Origin of the sequence: Pseudomonas sp. B28(2017), from assembly GCF_002113025.1 — a bacterium.
Classification (GTDB): Bacteria; Pseudomonadota; Gammaproteobacteria; order Pseudomonadales; family Pseudomonadaceae; genus Aquipseudomonas.
Window position 1 is genome coordinate 31,387 of sequence record NZ_NEJH01000016.1, and the last position, 18,198, is coordinate 49,584.

17 protein-coding genes and 1 pseudogene are annotated in these 18,198 nt (G+C 59.6%); 13 read left to right on the forward strand and 5 right to left on the reverse strand.

Features of this window, described 5'->3' with window-relative positions:
* Positions 1-196 precede the first annotated feature (196 nt).
* Positions 197-1,687, reverse strand: a complete 1,491-nt coding sequence (locus CAF65_RS25685; protein ID WP_085718793.1) for an ATP-binding protein — start codon at positions 1,685-1,687, stop codon at positions 197-199.
* A 341-nt stretch (positions 1,688-2,028) separates the two neighbouring features.
* On the opposite strand from CAF65_RS25685, the gene CAF65_RS25690 reads away from it, so the two are divergent.
* The 9 genes from CAF65_RS25690 (at position 2,029) to feaR (ending at position 9,967) form a co-directional block, all read left to right on the forward strand.
* A complete protein-coding gene (locus tag CAF65_RS25690) occupies positions 2,029-3,198 on the forward strand; it encodes an acyl-CoA dehydrogenase family protein (protein WP_085718794.1) in 1,170 nt (389 codons plus the stop codon).
* Positions 3,199-3,229: 31 nt separating this feature from the next.
* The gene (locus CAF65_RS25695; RefSeq protein WP_085718795.1) at positions 3,230-3,601 is read left to right on the forward strand and encodes a hypothetical protein; all 372 of its coding nucleotides are present in this window, start codon (positions 3,230-3,232) and stop codon (positions 3,599-3,601) included.
* A gap of 3 nt (positions 3,602-3,604) precedes the next feature.
* On the forward strand, positions 3,605-4,075 hold the full coding sequence (locus CAF65_RS25700) for a nuclear transport factor 2 family protein (protein ID WP_085718796.1): 471 nt from the start codon (positions 3,605-3,607) through the stop codon (positions 4,073-4,075).
* Entirely contained in the window at positions 4,072-5,217 is a 1,146-nt protein-coding gene (locus CAF65_RS25705) for an amidase (RefSeq protein WP_085718797.1), read from the forward strand. The genes CAF65_RS25700 and CAF65_RS25705 overlap by 4 nt, the downstream gene beginning before the upstream one ends.
* 23 nt (positions 5,218-5,240) lie before the next feature.
* On the forward strand, positions 5,241-6,524 hold the full coding sequence (locus CAF65_RS25710; protein WP_085718798.1) for a Rieske 2Fe-2S domain-containing protein: 1,284 nt from the start codon (positions 5,241-5,243) through the stop codon (positions 6,522-6,524).
* The gene (locus tag CAF65_RS25715) at positions 6,521-7,021 is read left to right on the forward strand and encodes an aromatic-ring-hydroxylating dioxygenase subunit beta (protein WP_085718799.1); all 501 of its coding nucleotides are present in this window, start codon (positions 6,521-6,523) and stop codon (positions 7,019-7,021) included. Before CAF65_RS25710 ends, CAF65_RS25715 begins: the two co-directional genes overlap by 4 nt.
* Before the next feature lie 10 nt (positions 7,022-7,031).
* The gene (locus CAF65_RS25720) at positions 7,032-7,772 is read left to right on the forward strand and encodes an SDR family NAD(P)-dependent oxidoreductase (RefSeq protein ID WP_085718800.1); all 741 of its coding nucleotides are present in this window, start codon (positions 7,032-7,034) and stop codon (positions 7,770-7,772) included.
* 173 nt (positions 7,773-7,945) lie between these two features.
* Positions 7,946-8,896 carry a PDR/VanB family oxidoreductase gene (locus CAF65_RS25725; RefSeq protein WP_085718801.1) on the forward strand — a complete coding sequence of 317 codons (951 nt, stop codon included), beginning with the start codon at positions 7,946-7,948 and terminating at the stop codon, positions 8,894-8,896.
* Between the two features lie 150 nt (positions 8,897-9,046).
* Complete coding sequence (gene feaR / locus CAF65_RS25730; protein WP_085718802.1) at positions 9,047-9,967, forward strand: transcriptional regulator FeaR; 921 nt, start codon at positions 9,047-9,049, stop codon at positions 9,965-9,967.
* 66 nt (positions 9,968-10,033) lie between these two features.
* Here the strand turns inward: feaR and CAF65_RS25735 are convergent, their stop codons facing one another.
* Complete coding sequence (locus CAF65_RS25735) at positions 10,034-10,663, reverse strand: response regulator transcription factor (RefSeq protein WP_007978139.1); 630 nt, start codon at positions 10,661-10,663, stop codon at positions 10,034-10,036.
* A gap of 259 nt (positions 10,664-10,922) precedes the next feature.
* On the opposite strand from CAF65_RS25735, the gene hpaC reads away from it, so the two are divergent.
* Complete coding sequence (gene hpaC, locus CAF65_RS25740; protein ID WP_085718803.1) at positions 10,923-11,435, forward strand: 4-hydroxyphenylacetate 3-monooxygenase, reductase component; 513 nt, start codon at positions 10,923-10,925, stop codon at positions 11,433-11,435.
* Between the two features lie 200 nt (positions 11,436-11,635).
* Here the strand turns inward: hpaC and CAF65_RS29145 are convergent, their stop codons facing one another.
* The 3 genes and pseudogenes from CAF65_RS29145 to CAF65_RS25750 form a co-directional block, all read right to left on the reverse strand.
* Positions 11,636-12,400 (reverse strand): methyl-accepting chemotaxis protein, encoded by a 765-nt coding sequence (locus CAF65_RS29145; protein WP_371919029.1) that lies wholly within the window; start codon positions 12,398-12,400, stop codon positions 11,636-11,638.
* Between the two features lie 93 nt (positions 12,401-12,493).
* A pseudogene (locus tag CAF65_RS29150) lies at positions 12,494-13,762 on the reverse strand (HAMP domain-containing protein); the annotation flags it as partial.
* 54 nt (positions 13,763-13,816) lie between these two features.
* On the reverse strand, positions 13,817-15,139 hold the full coding sequence (locus CAF65_RS25750; RefSeq protein ID WP_085718805.1) for a hypothetical protein: 1,323 nt from the start codon (positions 15,137-15,139) through the stop codon (positions 13,817-13,819).
* 278 nt (positions 15,140-15,417) lie between these two features.
* Here CAF65_RS25750 and CAF65_RS28395 point away from each other — a divergent pair, with 278 nt between their 5' ends.
* From CAF65_RS28395 to CAF65_RS25755, 3 genes are all read left to right on the forward strand, one after another.
* Positions 15,418-15,588: a hypothetical protein gene (locus CAF65_RS28395; protein WP_158090075.1), complete on the forward strand. Its 171-nt coding sequence runs from the start codon at positions 15,418-15,420 to the stop codon at positions 15,586-15,588.
* Positions 15,589-15,636: 48 nt separating this feature from the next.
* A complete protein-coding gene (locus tag CAF65_RS28400; protein ID WP_158090076.1) occupies positions 15,637-15,777 on the forward strand; it encodes a hypothetical protein in 141 nt (46 codons plus the stop codon).
* Positions 15,778-16,731: 954 nt separating this feature from the next.
* The gene (locus CAF65_RS25755) at positions 16,732-17,436 is read left to right on the forward strand and encodes an McbB family protein (RefSeq protein ID WP_158090077.1); all 705 of its coding nucleotides are present in this window, start codon (positions 16,732-16,734) and stop codon (positions 17,434-17,436) included.
* Positions 17,437-18,198: the final 762 nt, after the last annotated feature.

The window sequence follows — 18,198 nt, forward strand, 5'->3', positions numbered from 1 at the left end:
CCTTTGATTCTGCCGTGCCCGGCGAACGGGAGAATTGCCCTGCCTGCCAAGTGTTTGTGTGTCTGTGCCAGTGTCAGAAAACGTTTTATGCAGGAGCGAGCACGCTCGCGAAAAACTCAGGGGCGCCGCTGGGCATCCGGTTTTGCGCGTTATCGTTTACGACCATCGCGAGCAGTCGAGCGTCGACCGGCTGCTCCTACAGGGAGGTGGGGGATGTTGCGAGGGGGAGGGAAAAGCTGAAGACGGCGCCGCACGGCTCCAGGTTTTGCGCCCAGATATCGCCACGGTGGCGGCCGATGATGTTCTTGCACAGCGCCAGGCCGATGCCGTTGCCGCTGACCTTGGATGAGAAGAATCCGTCGAACAGCTTCTCCTGCGCCTGAACCTGGATGCCACGGCCGCAGTCTTCGATTCGCACTTGCGCCACGTCGTTGTTGCGGCTGGCATGGATGCGCAGCAACCGGCGCTCAGTCGGCAGGTCGGCCATTTCTTCAATCGCGTTGAACGCCAGGTTGAGGATCACCTGGCCGATCAGGACTTTCTCGCAACTGACCTGCAGTGGTTCGGGCGCGGTGACGATTTCCACGCGCACCAGGCTCGGATCGGCCCGCAGGCTGATGAAGTAGCGGGTTTCGCGCAGCAGCTCGTTAAGATCGACCAGCTCTTCGGTCTGCTCCAGCTTGACCACGTAATCGCGCACGCTCTTGATGATCACCGACGCGTGCTCGATTTGCCGCACCGCGTTCTGCAAACCCCAGGCGACGCCTTGATCGGTGTCGCCGGCATTGCCCAGGCGAATCACCGTGCCTTCGATGAAGTTGCGGGTAGCGGCCAGGGGTTGGCTCAGTTCGTGGGCGATGGCCACGGCCATTTCGCCCATGGCGTTGTAGCGCGCCAGGTACTCGAGTTTCTGCTCGCTGACCCGCCGCGCCTCTTCGGCCTGCACCTGCTCGGTCACGTCGCGGAACAGCAGCAGATGGCCGACCAGATCGTCTTCAATCTCGATGTAGCGGCAGGTTGCGTCATGCCAGCGCCATTCGCCGTCCCGGCGCTGCACCTTGTAGTGCACGCTGAACGGCGCGTGCTCAGGTGTCTCCTGGGCGAACCGTTGCAACAGTCGCTGACGCGAAGCGTCGTCGCACCAGGCCAGGAAGTTCTTGCCCATCAGCTGGTGCACTTCGCTGTCGAGCAGGTGCGCGCCGGAGTCGCTGATAAAGCCGATATCGCCCTCGGGGCCGAGCACCGCCACACCTTCGGCCAGGTCCTGCATGAAGGCCTTGAGCCGGCTCTCGAAACGCTTGAGGTCGCGCTTGACCTTGTCCTCTTTGGAAATGTCGCGGAACTGCACCATCAACACATCGCGACCGTCCAGGTGCACCAGGGTCGCCACCGCTTCGGAAAGAATCTCCACCCCTTGCTTGGAGCGATAGCACCACTCGATGGCCCGTTGCCCGGTGCGCGCGGCCCCTTCGAGCCAGCGCAAACCCACGGAACGCCGGTATTTCGGCGCATCGCGGGTCATGTCCGGGGCCTTCAGCGGCGTCAGTTCCTCCAGGGTAAAGCCCAGCGCCGCCAGGGCAGCGGCGTTGGCCCAGAGAATTTCCTTGGTGTGCGCATCATGAAGAATGATGCACAGCGGCATGGCTTCGATCAGCGCATGAAAGTCGTTCGGTTTTGGCAAGTACATCGCACGGCCCTTGGCGGCAGAGTTTGCAGTATGGCGTTTTATACCTGCTCGCACAGGGCGATGCGCTCAGAGGTAACCGGCGTGGGCCTAGGGGTTTTCTTTAGCGTGGGGGCTGCAAGCCCCAATAGTGGTGCCCGGACACGGTTTTTACACTGGACCTCAATGCAAGGGCATCCACGCTACGCCCTTTGTAGGAGCGAGCCTGCTCGCGATGGACGTCAACGATAACGCGCCCTGTCTGAATGCCCGCGTTGTTCGGAGGTTTTTCGCGAGCAAGCTCGCTCCTGCAGAAGGTCGGTCGTCGTGCAGCCCACTAACAATAAGCAAAACGGAGAAAGCCCATGCTGCGTTCAGCTGTCGCGCAACAAGACCCTGTGTCCGGTCCGGTCGTGCCAATGGTCGAGAGTCAGCTATTTCAGCAGGTGCTGGATGAGGTTCGTCAACGCCGCGACGAATTCGACGCCGGCTCCCACGTACCTCGGGACATGATCGAGCGCTTCAAGCAGGTGGGCATCTATCGTGCCGCCACGCCAAAATGCTTCGGTGGCGACGCCTTGGCACCGGCGCTGTTCCTGCAAATGATCGAGCGTATCTCCGAAGCCGACGGCTCGGCGGGCTGGGTGGCCAGCTTCGGCAGTGCGGGTGTCTATCTCGCGGCCTTGCCGCCGCAAACCCTGGCTGAAATCTACGCCGAGAGCCCCGACCTTGTGTTCGCTGGCGGGCTGTTCCCGTTGCAGCCTGCCGAAGCGGTAGAAGGCGGCTGGCAGGTCAACGGCACCTGGAAATTCGCCAGCGGCAGCAAAGGCGCGGACCTGCTGGGTGTCGGCATCGGCGCCAGCGCCGCGGGCGGCAAGCCACGCACGGCGGTGTTCCCGGCCAGTCAGGTCGAGATCGTCGAGAACTGGGACGTGGTCGGCCTCAAGGGCACCGGCAGTCACGATCTGCGCGTCACCGACAAATTCGTCGACGACCGCTGGACGTTTATCCGGGGTGGGGCGGCAACCATTGATGAGCCGCTGTTCCGCTACCCGTCGATTGCCTACGCCGCGCAAGTGCTGGCGGTGGTCAACCTCGGCCTGGCCCGTGCAGCGCTGGACGAAATCAGCCGCATGGCCGGTGCCGGCGGCATTACCGGTGCGCCGAAAATGGCCGACCGCGCCTACGTGCGCATCGAAATCGCCAAGGCCGAAGCCAGGCTCGCCGCCGCCCGCGGGTTTTTCTACAACGCCACCGAGCAGGTGTGGAACTCGATCCTGGCCGGCAACCCGGTGACGCCAGAGCAGACCAGCCTGCTGCGTCTGTCCGCGATTCACGTGTCCCAGGCCGGTGCCGCCGTGGTGCAGAGCGCCTACAGCCTGGCCGGGACCACCGCCATTTACCTGCGCCATCCGCTGCAACGCTACCTGCGCGACTCGATGGTGGTGACCCAGCACGCCTTCCTCAGCGAAGGCCTGTACGACGGCGCCGGCTCGGTGTTCCTCGGCGTGCCGCCGTTCCCGGGCTACATCTGAATTCCCTTCAACTTTTCAAGGAACCAACCCCATGTCGCAAACCACTCAAGAACCGTTGCGCGTCGTCTTCTGCATCGGCATCACCCAGAACTTTTTCGACCTGCCCAGCGGCGAGGGCCTGAGCGTCTGGAAAGGCTTCAGCCAGATGATGGGTTCCCTCGGTGCGATGCCCGGCATCACCGTACTTGGCGCCATGGATGACGACCGGCTGATGGTCGGCCCGTCTACCACCTCGCCCTGGACCGTGTACATCATGGCCGACGTCGACTGCCACCAGTCGGTGATCGACGCCTGCAACCTGTTCCGCACCACGCCGGTCGGCGAATACAGCCTGTGGCGCTATGCCAGGGTCGAAGCGCGCATCGGTCGCCCGCTGACCATCCCAGACGCGGCCAGGGTGTAAGCCATGGACGAGGCCTTGCTGCAGCGTCTGGCGACGCTCGAAGGGGAGAGTGCGGTGCGCCGCTTGATGGCGCGCTACATGGACCTGTGCGATGTGCCGCGGGCGGCGATTCATCTGAGCCAATTGGCGCAGTTGTTCGCCGAGGATGCGATCTGGGAAGGCCTCGGCACCCAGACCGCGCAGACCTTCGGTCAGCATCACGGACGTGCGGCGGTGGCGACGTTTGTCGGTGGTTATCTGCCGCCATCCGATCACTTCAAGTTGAACCTGCATTACCTCACCAGCGAGTCGATCGTGGTCGACGGCAAGACTGCTCAGGGGCAGTGGATCATGCAGCAGATTTCAACCTACGCCGATGGCCGCAACGAGCTGTTCGGCACGCGGTTGAACATCGATTTCCGCTGTGTCGACGGCGTTTGGCTGATTGCGCATTTCCGCACGCAACGCTTGTTCAACACGGAGCTGAGTGCATGAGTACTTTCATCAGCGAGTTCCTGCTCGGTGGCGACGGCAAACGGGTTGCGATCAAAGACTCCATCGACATCGCCGGTTACCCGACTCGCTCGGGCAGCCGCGCCTTTGTCGATGCACCGGCGGCCTCCAAAAACGCCGAAGTGGTCGATGCGATCCTCAACGCCGGCTGGCAGATCGTCGGTAAGACCAACCTGCACGAACTGGCGTTTGGCGTGACCGGCATCAACGACTGGACCGGCACGCCAATCAACCCGCAAGCGCCGGATCGTGTTCCCGGTGGTTCGTCCAGCGGTTCGGCTTCGGCCGTCGCGGCGGGCCTGGCGGACATCTCCATTGGCACCGACACCGGTGGCTCTGTACGGGTGCCGGCGGCGTGCTGCGGCGTTGCCGGATTGAAACCGACGTACGGTCGCGTCAGCCGTGTCGGAGCCCATCCGTTGGAGTCCAGCCTCGATTGCGTCGGGCCGTTCGCCAAAAACATGGACGACCTGATTGCCGCGATGCAGGTGATCTGCCCGGGCTTTACCGCTCAAGGCTTGCCGGGCGATGGCGCCAAGGTCGGCTTTCTCGACGTGGCCTGCGATTCGCACCTGCAAGCCAGCCTGGGTGCCGCCGCCGACCGCGCCGGATGGCGTCGCAGCCACTTGCACCTGAGCGAGTTCGAAGCGGCGTTCGCCGCCGGCCTGACCGTGATCAATTTCGAAAACTGGGCGGCGTTCGGCCACCTGACCGGCAAGGGCCTGATCGGCGCCGATGTCGAGACACGCCTGTTGGCAGCGAGCCGCACCAGCCGCGAAGAACTGGCCCAGGCCGAATCCGTGCGCACACGCTTCACGCAACAGGTGGATGCGGCCCTGGAAGATTTTGCCGTGTTGCTGCTGCCGACGCTGCCAACCTTGCCACCGACCCTCAGCGAGGCCCGTGCCGGGAGCAAGGCCGTGGCCGGCATGACACCGCTGGTACGGCCCTTCAACTTGAGCGGTCACCCGGCGCTGTCGTTGCCGGTGGAAATCGATTGCGGCGGCTTGAAAGTAGGTCTGCAAATCGTCGGGCGCAAAGGCCAGGACGAACTCGTCTGCGCCTTCGGTGCGCAGCTGCAACAAAGCATGGCCGGCGAACGTCCAGCCCCAAAGAAATCATAAAAAGAAGCCATGAGGAGAACCGCATGAGCGCTCATGAATACCGGCTGATCGCATCATCGAAAAGCCCGGACGAACTGGTCAGTCACGACCGCGTCGACGTCTCGCTGTACAACGATCCGGCGCTGTTCGAAGCCGAGCTGGAGAAGATTTTCTACCGCACCTGGGTGTGGGTTGCCCACGAAAGCGAAGTGCGCAACAGCGGCGACTTCAAGACCGCCACCATTGGCCGTCGGCCGGTGATTGTCGTGCGCGACAAGAAGAACAACATCAACGTCCTGGAAAACCGTTGCCGGCACCGTGGCGCCACCGTGTGCGAGAAGCACAAGGGCAACGCCAGCGGTTTTACCTGCCCGTATCACAGCTGGTCCTATGGCCTGGACGGCAAGCTGCGGGCGCTGCCGTATCCGGATGGCTACGAAGGCATCCTGGAAAAGTCCGAACTGCCGCTCACCAGCCTGCGCGTTGAAAGCTACGCCGGCATGGTCTTCGCCAGCTACAACGACGAGATCGAACCGCTGGAAGACTTCCTCGGCGGCGCGAAACACTGGATGGACCTGTTCATGAAACAGGGCGCCGGCTACCCGATCAAGACCCAGGGCGAACACAAGTTCAGCTTCAAGGGCAACTGGAAGATCCAGCTGGAAAACACCACTGACGGTTATCACTTCCCGATCGTGCACAAGTCGTTCATGTCGTCGGTGGATGAAGAAACCTCGGAAATGCTTTCGTTCATGACCGACGAACAAGCCGTGACCCACTCGCTGGGTAACGGCCACAGCGTGATGGTGATGGTGCCGGAGCACGTTGACCTCGATCACGACGACGGCACCGAACAGTTGCAGGAGCGCTTTGCCCACGTTACTGAAGAACTGTCGAAAACCATGCCTCCCGAGCAAGTCCGTCGCATCGTGCGTTCGTTGCACGGCGCCGGGTTCAACCTGAACCTGTTCCCCAACGTGGCCATGTCGATGTCGTTCTTCCGCGTGCTGCGTCCGGTGTCGGTCAGCGAAACCGAGATCCGCCACGTTGCCCTGGGCATGGACGGCGGCCCGGAAATCGCCAACCGCGAACGCATGCGCATCCACGAACACTTCCAGGGCCCGTTCGGTTTCGGTAGCCCTGACGATGCCGAAGCCTGGGACCGCGTGCAGCGCGGCTCGTATGCCGGCGTCGATGCGCCAATTCTGGTCAACCGCGGCCTGAACCGCGAAATCACCGCTGAAAACGGCGACAAGGTCAGCCACGCCACCGACGAAGGCGGCATGCGCGGTGCCTACGACATGTGGAAAAGGATGATGAGCCAATGAGCAATCACGACACCCTGAACGGTTTTACAGGTCCCTTGGCCCAGGCCATCGAATTCATCTGGCGCGAAGCCGAACTGCTCGACCACAAGCACTACGCCGAATGGGCGACCCTGTGGAGTGACAGCGGCAAGTACATCGTGCCGATCGACCCGGACACCGAAGATTTCGAAGCGACCCTCAACTACGCCTACGACGATGCGCGCATGCGTGCCTTGCGTATCGAACGCTTGAGCGCCGGCTTCTCGCCGTCGGCGGTGGACGCGGCTAAAACCATCCGCACGATCTCGCGTTTCCGCCTGGTGGAGGCGGCCGGCGACATCGTCGAAGTCAACTCGGCGCAGCTGCTGTACGCCTATAAGCGCGGCGTGCATACGCCGTTCGTGGCCGACCTGAACCACTGTATCCGCTTCACCGATGGCGTGCCGTCGCTGGAGCGAAAAGTGGTGCGCCTGATCAACTCCACCGACAGCCTGAGCGCGCTCGGCTTCCTTTTGTGAGGGCAACATCATGAGTCGAGTAGCCCTCGTAACGGGTGCCTCGCGCGGACTGGGCGAGTGCATCGCCCGCCGTCTGCACACGGCCGGTTACCGCGTCGGCCTGGCCGACGTGCGCCTCGATGGCGTGCGGCAACTGGCCGACGAGCTGGATGGCAGCGGCTCCACGGCCGTCGCCATCGAGCTGGATGTGCGCAGCAAGGCCGACTTCCAGCGCGCCCGCGATCTGCTCGCCGCGCACTGGGGTGGCACCGACATTCTGGTGAACAACGCCGGTGTGTCGAAAGTCGCGGCACTGATGGAGATCACGCCGGAAGAGTTCGACGAGTCGATGGCGATCAACCTGCGCGGCACCTTCGTGGCCTGCCAGGTATTCGGCGCGCACTTTGCCGAACGTGGCTTCGGGCGCATCGTCAACATCGCCTCCCTGGCCGGGCAGAACGGAGGCACCGCCACCGGCGCGCACTACGCGGCGGCCAAGGGCGGCGTGGCGACCCTGACCAAGGTTTTTGCCCGTGAACTGGCACCACAAGGCGTGACGGTCAACAGCCTCTCGCCCGGCCCGCTGGACTTGCCGGTGGTGCGCGAAACCGTGGCGTCCGAGCGTCTGGAACAGATCCTGAAAATGATCCCGGCCGGCACCCTCGGCGATCCGTCGTACATCGCTGACAGCGTATTGCTGTTGATCGCCGACAACGCCGCCTCCGTAACGGGCGCGTGCTGGGACATCAACGGCGGCCTGTTCATGCGCTAAACAGCAGAAAAATGCCCCCCTGTAGGAGCGAGCAGGCTCGCGATGGTCGTCAACGATGACGCTGGAAACCTGACACCCCGTGGCGACCTCAGGTTCATCGCGAGCCTGCTCGCTCCTACAGGGGATCGGCCCAAGCCGTACCGTTAAACAAAAACAAATATTCAGGTGATGCAATGATGAAGGTGAAGATCGAAAGGATCGTCGACGAAGCGCTGGATATCCGCTCCTTTCGCCTCGTGCGCAGTGACGGTCAGCCGCTCGACACCTATGAGCCGGGCGCCCACGTCGACCTTACCGGGCCGACTGGGGTGACCCGCCAGTATTCGCTGTGCAGCCCGCCCCGGGATCGCCGTGCGTATCTGGTGGCGGTAAAGAAAGAAGCGCAGTCGCGCGGTGGTTCGCTGGCGTTGCATGAGCAAGTGCAAGAGGGCATGGAGCTGGAAATGGGTGCGCCGCGCAACCTGTTCCGCCTCGATGAAAGTGCCGGCGAACACCTGCTGTTCGCCGCCGGTATCGGCGTGACGCCGCTGTTGAGCATGGCTTATCGACTGTCGGAAAGCGGTCAGCCGTATCGCCTGCATTATTTCGCTCGTTCAGCGCGGTACGCCGCGTTTACCCAGCTGTTGGCGACAAACTTTGCCGATAACGTGGAATTTCACTACGGCGTGGAGCCAGCGGATCTGGACGGCGCGCTGAGCGAATGTCTGGAGCGCGCCGGCAGCGCAGCCCATGTCTACACCTGCGGCCCGGCACCGTTCATGAACAAAGTGGTGGAAGTGGCTTCGCGCAGTCGCCCGGATGATGCGATTCACCTCGAGCACTTCGCGGCGGACCCGGCGGCCAACAGTGCCCCGGCCGGCACCTTCGAAGTGGAACTGGCCAGTTCCGGCGTGGTGCTGCAGGTGCCGGCCAACGCCAGCCTGGTCGATGTACTGCAGGCTCACGGTTGCGACATCGACACCGAGTGCCGCGAAGGCATTTGCGGCACCTGCATCATCGAGGTCCTGGACGGTGTGCCGGAGCACCGCGACAACTGCCTGTCGAACAAGGAAAAGGCGTCCAACAAGCAGATCTGCGCTTGTATATCACGGGCGCTCTCCGCCCGTCTGGTATTGGACCTTTAAGACCAGGAACACTGGAAAGCGTGCGCCGGAGCCTGTTGAATGGGCGCCCGGTGGCCATCGAGGGAGGCGATGGTTACAGAAACAACGGTTTGACGAACCGCTCGATGAAGCGGTCGAAAAATAACAACAAAAACGTGAGGCATTGCGGACATGATTACAGCATCGACGGTGCGCAACGAGGCGTTCGAAAGTTGGTTGAGCCAGGTGAACCAGGCCTGTGGGCGTTTCGATGCCCGGGCACTGGACTCCGATTTCTACGGCGAACTGGCGGAGTTTCGCAGCGGTGCGATCAACCTCAGTGTGGTCGACATGGCGCACGTGCATTTGTACCGCACCAGCAAGGACGTCAGCACCAGCAGCGACGGCCACTACTACGCGGTGTTCCAGATGCGGGGCAGCTCGCAACTGGAGCAGGGCGACAACCGTGCGCAACTGGGCTGTGGTGACATCGCGCTGATCGATGCCAGCCGTCCGAGCGACATGATCTACAACGACGATTGCCGCCAGCTTTCGTTGATTCTTCCGCGCCAGGTGGTCGAGCGTGGTTCGCACTTCAATGCCGTCAACTGTGCCACGCGCATCGCGGCCAGCAGCCCCCTGGCGGCGATGGCCAACAAGCTGGTGCAGGGCACCCGCCAGCAGGAGGGGCTGGACATGCAGGAGAGCGAGGCCGTGCTCGATGCCCTGGCCAGCCTGTTGCTGCCGGGCATCAGCGCCCGTGACAGTGGCGTGGACCCGCACGAGCGACAATTTCGCAAAATCATCGCCTTCATCGACGCGCACCTGAGCGACGAAGAACTGTGCCCCGAGCTGATTGCCCGTGAAGTGGGGATTTCCGTGCGCGGCCTGTACCGGATGTTTTCCAAGCGCGGCCTGGTGGTGGCGCAATACATCAAGCACCGACGCCTGGACTTCTGCGCCGAAAACCTGCGCCGCGCTGATGTCGAGCAGAAGCTATCGGCGCTGTGTTATGCCTGGGGCTTCTCTGATTCAAGCTACTTTTCGTCGGCCTTCAAATCGCGCTTTGGCGTGTCACCGGGTGCTTATCGCAAGCGTTATAGCCATAACTGATGTTGTATTTGCTGGCCCCTTCGCGAGCCTGCTCGCGAAGGCGGCCGAATGGCCGCCGCAGATCACTCAGTGCCGCACCGGCTCATCCACCGGTAAATGCAGCACCTCGCGCACCAGCATGGCGATGCTGGTCACGCCCATCTTTTCCTTGATCTTGGTGCGGTGCACGTCAACGGTCTTCACGCTGATGTTCAGCTCCCGCGCAATCACCTTGCTGGCCTTGCCGTCGATCACCAGCATCAACACTTCCCGCTCACGGCTGGTCAGCAGTGCCAGTTTGCCTTGCAGGTTCTGCCGCTGCTGTTGGTCGGCCTGGGCGTGTACGGCAGTCTTCAGCGCGGCCTGGATGCGGTCGATCATCTGCTGCGGGTTGTAGGGCTTCTCGACGAAATCCAGCGCGCCGTTCTTCATCGCCGTGACCGACATCGGAATATCGCCGTGGGCCGAGACGAAAATGGTCGGCAAAGTGCTGCCGCGCTGGTTGAGGATTTCCTGCAGCTGGAAACCGCTGGTCTCCGGCATGCGCACGTCGAGCACCAGGCAGGCGGGCTGCCTGGGGTCATATTGGCTGAGGAACTCTTCGGCGCCGGCGAAGCACTGCGCCTGCACGCTGACAGACTCCAGCAGCCAGGCCAGGGAAGTGCGCAGGTCCTTGTCGTCGTCAACGATATAAACAATCGGTTTACGGGTTTCCATCGGGGCTGCCACGATAATTTCTAATTATTGTTTTCGCACGCGAACGCGCGGCACGCATTGGCTCATCGTTCTGGAGCCAGTATGCAGAATACCCACTGTGGCTGGCCCTTGCGATAAAGAAACCACCTAGTCGACTAGCGGAAACCCAACCTCACCATGGGGATCGTCAGAATGGTTGTGCAGCGCCTGCGGCCTTAGTCTTGTTCCATCACCTACGGACCGCTTTCGACGCGGTCCTTCTGAAGGAAGGGGCATCGACATGGCCAACCTGAGCCAGCAGCAAATCGACTTTCGCAACGCCATGGCGCAGTTGCCGGCGGCGGTGAACATCATCACCACCAACGGCCCGGGCGGGCGCTGCGGCATCACCGCCAGCGCCGTGTGCTCGGTGACCGACTCGCCGCCCACCGTGCTGGTGTGCGTCAACCGCAATAGCGCCACACACGACGTGTTCCGCACCAACGGTCGGTTGTGCGTCAACGTGCTGTGTGGCGAACAGGAAGAACTGGCCCGGCATTTCGCCGGCATGACCCAGGTGCCGATGGCCGAGCGTTTTGCCTGGGACCTGTGGGACGACGGCGCGGCCGACGTGCCGGTTCTGCGCGATGCCCTGGTGCAGCTGGAAGGGCGGATCAGCGAGTGCAAGGAAGTGGGGTCGCACTCGGTGATGTTTGTCGAGCTGGAAAAGGTCGGGGTTCGGGAACCGCGCGATAGCCTGGTGTATTTCAACCGGTTGTTCCATCGCCTTGAGCATGTGGGGGCGCATTGCTGAGAATGTGGGAGCGACGGTGCGGCGATCCGACCTGCTAGCGAAAGCGGTGCTTCAGCAGCATTGATGTTGGATGTGCTGGCCTCTTCGCGAGCAGGCTCGCTCCCACAGGGATTTTCAGTGAACACAGGAATTGTGAACGATGAAGATCCGGTGTGGGGGCGAGCCTGCTCGCGAAGGCAGTAGATCAGGCAACACATTCCTCAGATCCGAAAACTCCCCACCAACTGATTCAGCCGCGTCGCCTGTTGCTCCAGTTCGGTACAAGCGCGCAATGTCGATTGCAAGTTCTCCACGCCTTGCTGGTTCAGGGTGTTGATTTGGGTGATGTCGACATTCAGGGCCTCGACCACCGCGGTCTGTTCTTCGGTGGCGGCGGCGACGGACTGGTTGACGTTGTCGATCTCGCCGATGCGCCGGGTCACGCTGCCCAGGCGGGAGCCGGCGAGGTTGGCGATGGTGACGCTTTCTTCGCTGTGGCGCTGGCTCTCGGTCATGGTGGTGACTGATTCACGCGCGCCCATTTGCAGCTCCTCGATCATCTGCTGGATTTCCAGCGCCGATGTCTGGGTGCGTCCGGCCAGGCTGCGCACTTCGTCAGCGACGACGGCAAAACCACGACCCGCTTCACCGGCCCGCGCCGCTTCGATCGCTGCGTTGAGCGCCAGCAGGTTGGTCTGCTGGGAGATACCCTTGATCACCTCAAGAATCTGCCCGATGTTCACGGTCTTGTCGTTGAGCACTTCGATGTTGGCGCACGATGCACTGATCTTGCCGGACAGTTCACTCATCACCTCGATCGTGCGCTGCACCACCTGGCGCCCATCCTCGGCTTGTTGCCGGGCATTGGAGGCCTGATGCGAGGCATCGGAGGCGTTATGGGCTATCTCCTGTGCGGCCGCGCCCAACTGGTTGATCGCTGCCGCCACGCTGTTGGTGCGGGTGGACTGATCGTCGAAATTGCTCATCGACGAGTTTGAAGCGTCCAGTACCCGCCGCGCGCCTTCGTTCACCCCCAGCGCCGCCGATGACACCTCGCGGATCGAATGGTGGATGCGTTCGACAAAACGGTTGAACGCAGTCGCCAATTGCCCGATTTCATCCCGCGATTGCACTTGCAGGCGCCGGGTCAGGTCGCCTTCGCCCAGGGAGATATCCTCCATCACTCGGGTCAGTACTTGCAGCGGCCGGGTGATGCGCTGTGCGGTGTACCAGATCAGCAACAGGCCGAGCAGGGCCGAACCGCCACCGAGCAGCAGTTCAAGCGCGGTGCTTTGCACGCCCTGGGCATCGAGTTCTTTTTGCAATGTGGTGACCGGTGCCAGCAACACGTTCTGCGGCACACCGACCAACACGCCCCATGGCGCGGCACCGGCAATCGGCGACAGAGGTTCAAGGACCTTGATCTGCCGGGCATCGACAAACACTTCGGGTTTGCCCTGGTGCAGGGCGTCCATGACCTCGTTGCTGTCCATCGGTTGGCCCAGGCGATTGACATCCTGGCTGTTGGCGGAGATCACCCCGCGCGGGCTGACGATGCTGATCCGGCCGTTACCATTGAACAGCGCACGGGCACTGGATTCGCTGTTCTGCTGTAGGGCGGCGAGGTTGATGTCCAGTCCCACCACGGCGATGACCTTGCCGTTTTCCAGCAGCGGGAAGGCAACGCTGGTCACCAGTTTGCGGCTGCCTGAGGCTTCATCGAAATAGGGCTCCAGCACACAGGCCTGGCGGGTGTCGCGAGCGCAGGTATAGAAGGCGTTGTACGGCGCGCCGCTCGGCCCCGGCTCGGTGTTGGCGAGCAGGCCTTCGTCGCCGATCACCGCTTGCAGTTCGCCGGGTTTGCTCTGCACCCAATAGAGGGAAAAGCGTCCGGTTTCATTGCTGCCAAGTTCCGCCTGGCTGGCGAAGCCGGCGTCGGCGCCATCGAGTGCACCGGGTTCGAAAATGACATAAAGCCCGAGCAGGTCGGGCTTGTCGATCAAGGCCTGGTGGAGCTGGGCAGTCAGCTCCTGGCGCAGTTGTTGGCGGGTCAGGTTGCCCCTTTGTTGCAGTTGTCGCAGGTACAACAGATACCGCGATAACCCCTGGCCATATTCGTGGGTCTGCATGAAGGTGCGTTGCACTTGCATGGCCTGCACTTTGCCCAGGGCCTGCATGTGTTCCCTGGCCGCATTGGCAAGCATGTCGCCGCTGGCTTGCGCCACTTGCCGGCTGCTCTTGTGGGTCTGATAGAGCGACAAACCCATCAGTAAGCCGACGACCAGCAGCAGGCAGAGGCCGGCGAGGAGGGCGATCTTGCTCTGGATCGTCAGGAATTTCTTGTGCATTGGAAATACCTTTTCCCATACGGGCAACGACACCGCCGTTGCCCGTGACCGAAATTAGAAACCGGTGACGAACAGCAGTTGGGCGTAGACGTTCCGGTCGTTGTTACCCAGTTGCGTGCCGCCGTTGTCAGCGCTCTTGTCCGGTTGGTAGATACCCACCAGCGGCATCACGGTCAGGTGGTCGTTGACGTGCCATTCGGCATACAGATCGACTTCGTGGCCATCGGTGTTGCCCAGGCTGCGGTCGATGGTGTCGTAGTTGAAATACAGCGCGCCCAGGTTCAGGTTCTCCAGTGGCGAGACTTTCAGCCCGACGTTCTGGATGCGAGAGTTGGTGTTGAACGGCCCGGCGTAGTTGCCCGCCACTTCACCCTGGAACCAGGTGCCATAACCACGGCTCATGCCGTAGAACAGGGTGTCGTAGCCTTCCGAGAAGCGGCTGTAGCGGTAGCTGACGTTCGGAGTCCAGAGTGCGTCGGAGAAGGTCCAGCCGGCTTCCAGGTACCAGGCGTTTTCGTCGGAGGCGTGGGGTTTGTCCTGCCTGGCGTATTCACCGGAGAGGAACAGGTCTTTCACCCCGGCATTGCCTGCCGCGCGTACGCTGTAGGTTTTCATGCCGTCGCGTTCGAGTTGTGCCGGGGAGGCGAACTGTTCGTCGATGTCGGTGGTCTTGATGTAGGTCAGGCCGACCGTGCCGGCCTCGGCCACGTGCTCCAGGGTGCCGACGTACATTTCGGTCTTGGCCTGGGCGCGGTTGTCGGACTTGAGCCACATCAGGTCGCTGCGCCAGCCTTCCTTGCCGCCCAGACGCAATACGGCGGTTTCGTCGAAGGCTTTGCGCGCCGCCAGGTAGTAGGCGCCGCCACGGTTGAATTCGCCGTCGGCCAGGCCTTTGCCAATGTTCAGTGCGTCGCCATTGATCAGGAAACCATCGCCGACCACGATGTTCTGGCGGCCGAAGGACAGGTCGATGCCGTCTTTGCCCAATGCCCCGAACAGGTCCGCGGAACGCCAGCCGAGGTAGGCGTCTTCGAACTTGGTGGTGCGTTCCGAACCGTCGCTGAAGCCGGCGGCATCGCCGTCGCCCCAGGTGCCGGAGCTGAGCAGGTTGCCCGCACCGTAAGCCGTGCCCGCACCGCCCAGGCCCTTGTCGAAACTCAAACCGTATTTGATGTAGCCCTCGCGCCACGACGAGGAACCTTCGTCGAGGCGGCCGGACAGGGCGTAGTTTTCCTGGCTGTGGAAAATGCCGAACACCGCTTCCAGAGTGGCGTTCAGATGGCTGTCGTCATCGGCGTAGAGTTCATAGGCACCGGCATTGCCGGCACTGATCATCAGCGCCAGCGTCGAGAGACGAAGCAAGGGGGACTTGAGCATGGTGTGGCATCCGTTCTTGTTCTTGAGCGCAGGTTTGCGGTCTTTTTAGATACTAAGGCCCGACTTTTCCTTGCCCTTTTCCCTGTTTGCCAATTAGTTGGTTGTGCATGCCAGATTGCATGGCGCGTTACCACGATGTCAGTTCCTGGTGCGCATGAACGGTCGCTGCGCAGTAATCGTGCACGAACTGGTGTGGCCACAACGGTATTTCGCGGTGGCGAGCGACAGGAACGAAAAGTACAGGGCGCATCGCAGCGACTGATGCGAGGGAGGCTACGATGAGCAATGCACAACAAGTCGAGCGCTTTGATCAATGGCTCGAAAGGGTCAATCAGGTCTGCAGGCGCTTTGGTGCCAATCCGTTGGGGACGCAGTTTGCGGGCTCGATTGATGAGTACCACCGCGGTGAACTCAAAATGAGTTTTGTCGACGTGGCTCAGGCCCGATAGTTCCGCACGCTGCATGATCGTGAACGGGGTGAAGGCTCGCAATACTATGTGGCGTTCCAGCTTGCCGGTGAAGCAGCGATGGAGCAGCAGGTCAGTTTCAACACGCCGTTGCCGGGGGATATCACGCTGATCGACTCCGCGCGCCCGAGTAACGTTGTCTACCGCAACAGCGTCCGTCAGTGTCATTGATACTGCCCCGGGAGTGGGTCGAACAGCACCTTCGTTACTCCACGGTCAAACCTGCGCAACGCATTCCGGCTTCCGTTCCGATGGCGGGGTTGGCCAAGCGCCTGATCCTTGCTTTGAAAAGATAGGCTCAAATGATCGTCCGAACGCGGCTCTAGCCTTCGTAGCTCCGCATCGCTTGCAATTCTGTAGGCGAGTGCGTTTCTTTTCCAGATGCACGGACTGGGCAATACATCCTCCAAACACCCAGTCAACAACGTAGCGGACACCATCGTCGCCAGTTAGACCCTCACCGCATAACGGCATACGACCATAAAGGTTACCGTTCGTCGTATTTTTTTTGAAATTTAAAGGTCAGCTTAAAAAGCTTCTTTGAAAAATAAAGAAGTTTCTTACTCCGTCCTACAGATCGCTGAGTCCAGCGTCTTTCGGTTTGTTTCAGTTGTGAGTCAACTTTGATGTTGGATTTTAAGCGCTTATGGATATTCGCTAGTGCGGTATCGTGTTTTCAACAAAAAAGTGAACGAAAAGCGATCCGGATATCTCGAGCGAATTTTCCTTAAATGTTGAGTGAAAGTTCCTACATTCCAAAAAATTGCCTCTTGCGCCAACTTCTGGAAGTTAATAAATATAGAAGTGTCACTAACTCTGGTGACGTTTTCTCTAATAGCGAGTAATCAACGATGAATAGCGAGAGCTTTGGGGACGTTCTTTATCTTGGCGATGAATTTGAAAGCGGCTCATGCCCACACATGGCTGGAGGGTCAGGTGGTCAAGGCGGATGTGGAGGTAGCGGTGGATGTGGGGGCGGCGGCGGTTGTAGTGGAGGGAGCGGCGGAAGCGGTGGGAGTGGAGGGAACGCTGTAACTCCGCAGGTATCGTCAGATAACGACTGACAACTCATCAAATATGGCTTTTCTGGCATTGGCCAGAAAAGCCATATAAAGGAGCGGGATGATGTTAAATATACAAAGCTACGAAATACTTAATTTTCACTCTGATGATTTAGTGGTTTCAAAGAAAGGTGTTTCGAAAATCAGTTCGCCATCTTTGTTGGCGGCTTTGACTAAGTTAAAAAAATATAGAAATATTTCAAGGGCTGAGTTTCTTGAGATATTGTCGGAGCATGGCTTAAATCCAGAAACTGCCTATGGTTTTTTAGAAAAAGCGCTTTCTATTAAAGAAGACCCAGGTGAGATTTACTTTGAGAAAACAATTGTGGCCCATGATTGGGAAGAAGCCACCAATCTAGAGGCAATGTTAAGAAGTGAGATCGATACCCCGTTGGAAATAAGTGATATCTCGGATTCGCTCAGGGATGTCGTATTAAGTAAGAAATACTACATTGTAATCGTTTGTATGAGTTATGATTATGAGTTGATAAAGAAAATATACTTCGATCTTGCAAGTGTGGCGCCGGACAGTGCGATCAGTGTTTGTTATCGCTCGGGTAATTCCTTCTGTATTAGTCAGCCGTACTTGCCGAAAGTTGGAAATCCATGTCATTTTTGTAGTATAGACAGGCTGATAAATTATGAGGAGTATCATAGTGGTAGGAATACTTGGTCAAGGCTCCTTCATTTCTGTAAAAGTAAGCATATAGCCGTTCCCGCCGATTCGCTAAATATCCTGCAGCGATCATTGGTAGTTGGGCGATTGTAAAAAAAATAAAGCTGTTAACGAATGCTGGTAGTGAGTGTCGTTTTCAGGATAATGTGCTTCAAGACTCCTATGTTGATTTTAATGGGAACTTCGTGAAGGATGTCTCGGCCTCTCATTGGTATATGTGTGACTGTTTGAGGGCGCAGGGATGAAGTATATACCCCATGACTATTATCTGAGGTTCATGAGTTCAACTGTTCATGCGGAGACTTTGGATTTTCACGTAAAGGGGAACTATACGATCCATGATGCATTCAAGCATGCTACTCGTCTTCATAATCTCAGCGATGAGCAACTTGCTCAGTTGACCGGAAACGAACTGCGGCTTTACCAGGATCTTAATTTGGAGTTCCCTGTTGCCTCTGAATTAAATTTTAAGTCGGTTGTTTGTCGTGATGAATCATGTGAGTCTTTCTCCAGCACAAATATAGTTTTTTCGAAGCTGGAAAAGCTAATGTCTCCTCTGCTTTCATCAAGAAAAGATAGCTACAAGCGTGGATATCCAAGCGGTGGTGCGCTATATCCAGTTGAGATATTTGTTTGTTCTCTGATGGATGCTGAGGAAAGTTGGCCATGTCCTGAAAAGATCTTGCATTTACTACCTCGATCGAGGAGGTTTGAAGTAATGCAGGGCACACAAAATATCGATGATTTTAAGAGGGCAATTTTGTCATCTCCAAATAGTATTGGCACGCCTCGTATAGCGATAGTTTATGCCGTCTACATACCCAAGACATTATTTAAGTACAGATATCGAGGGTA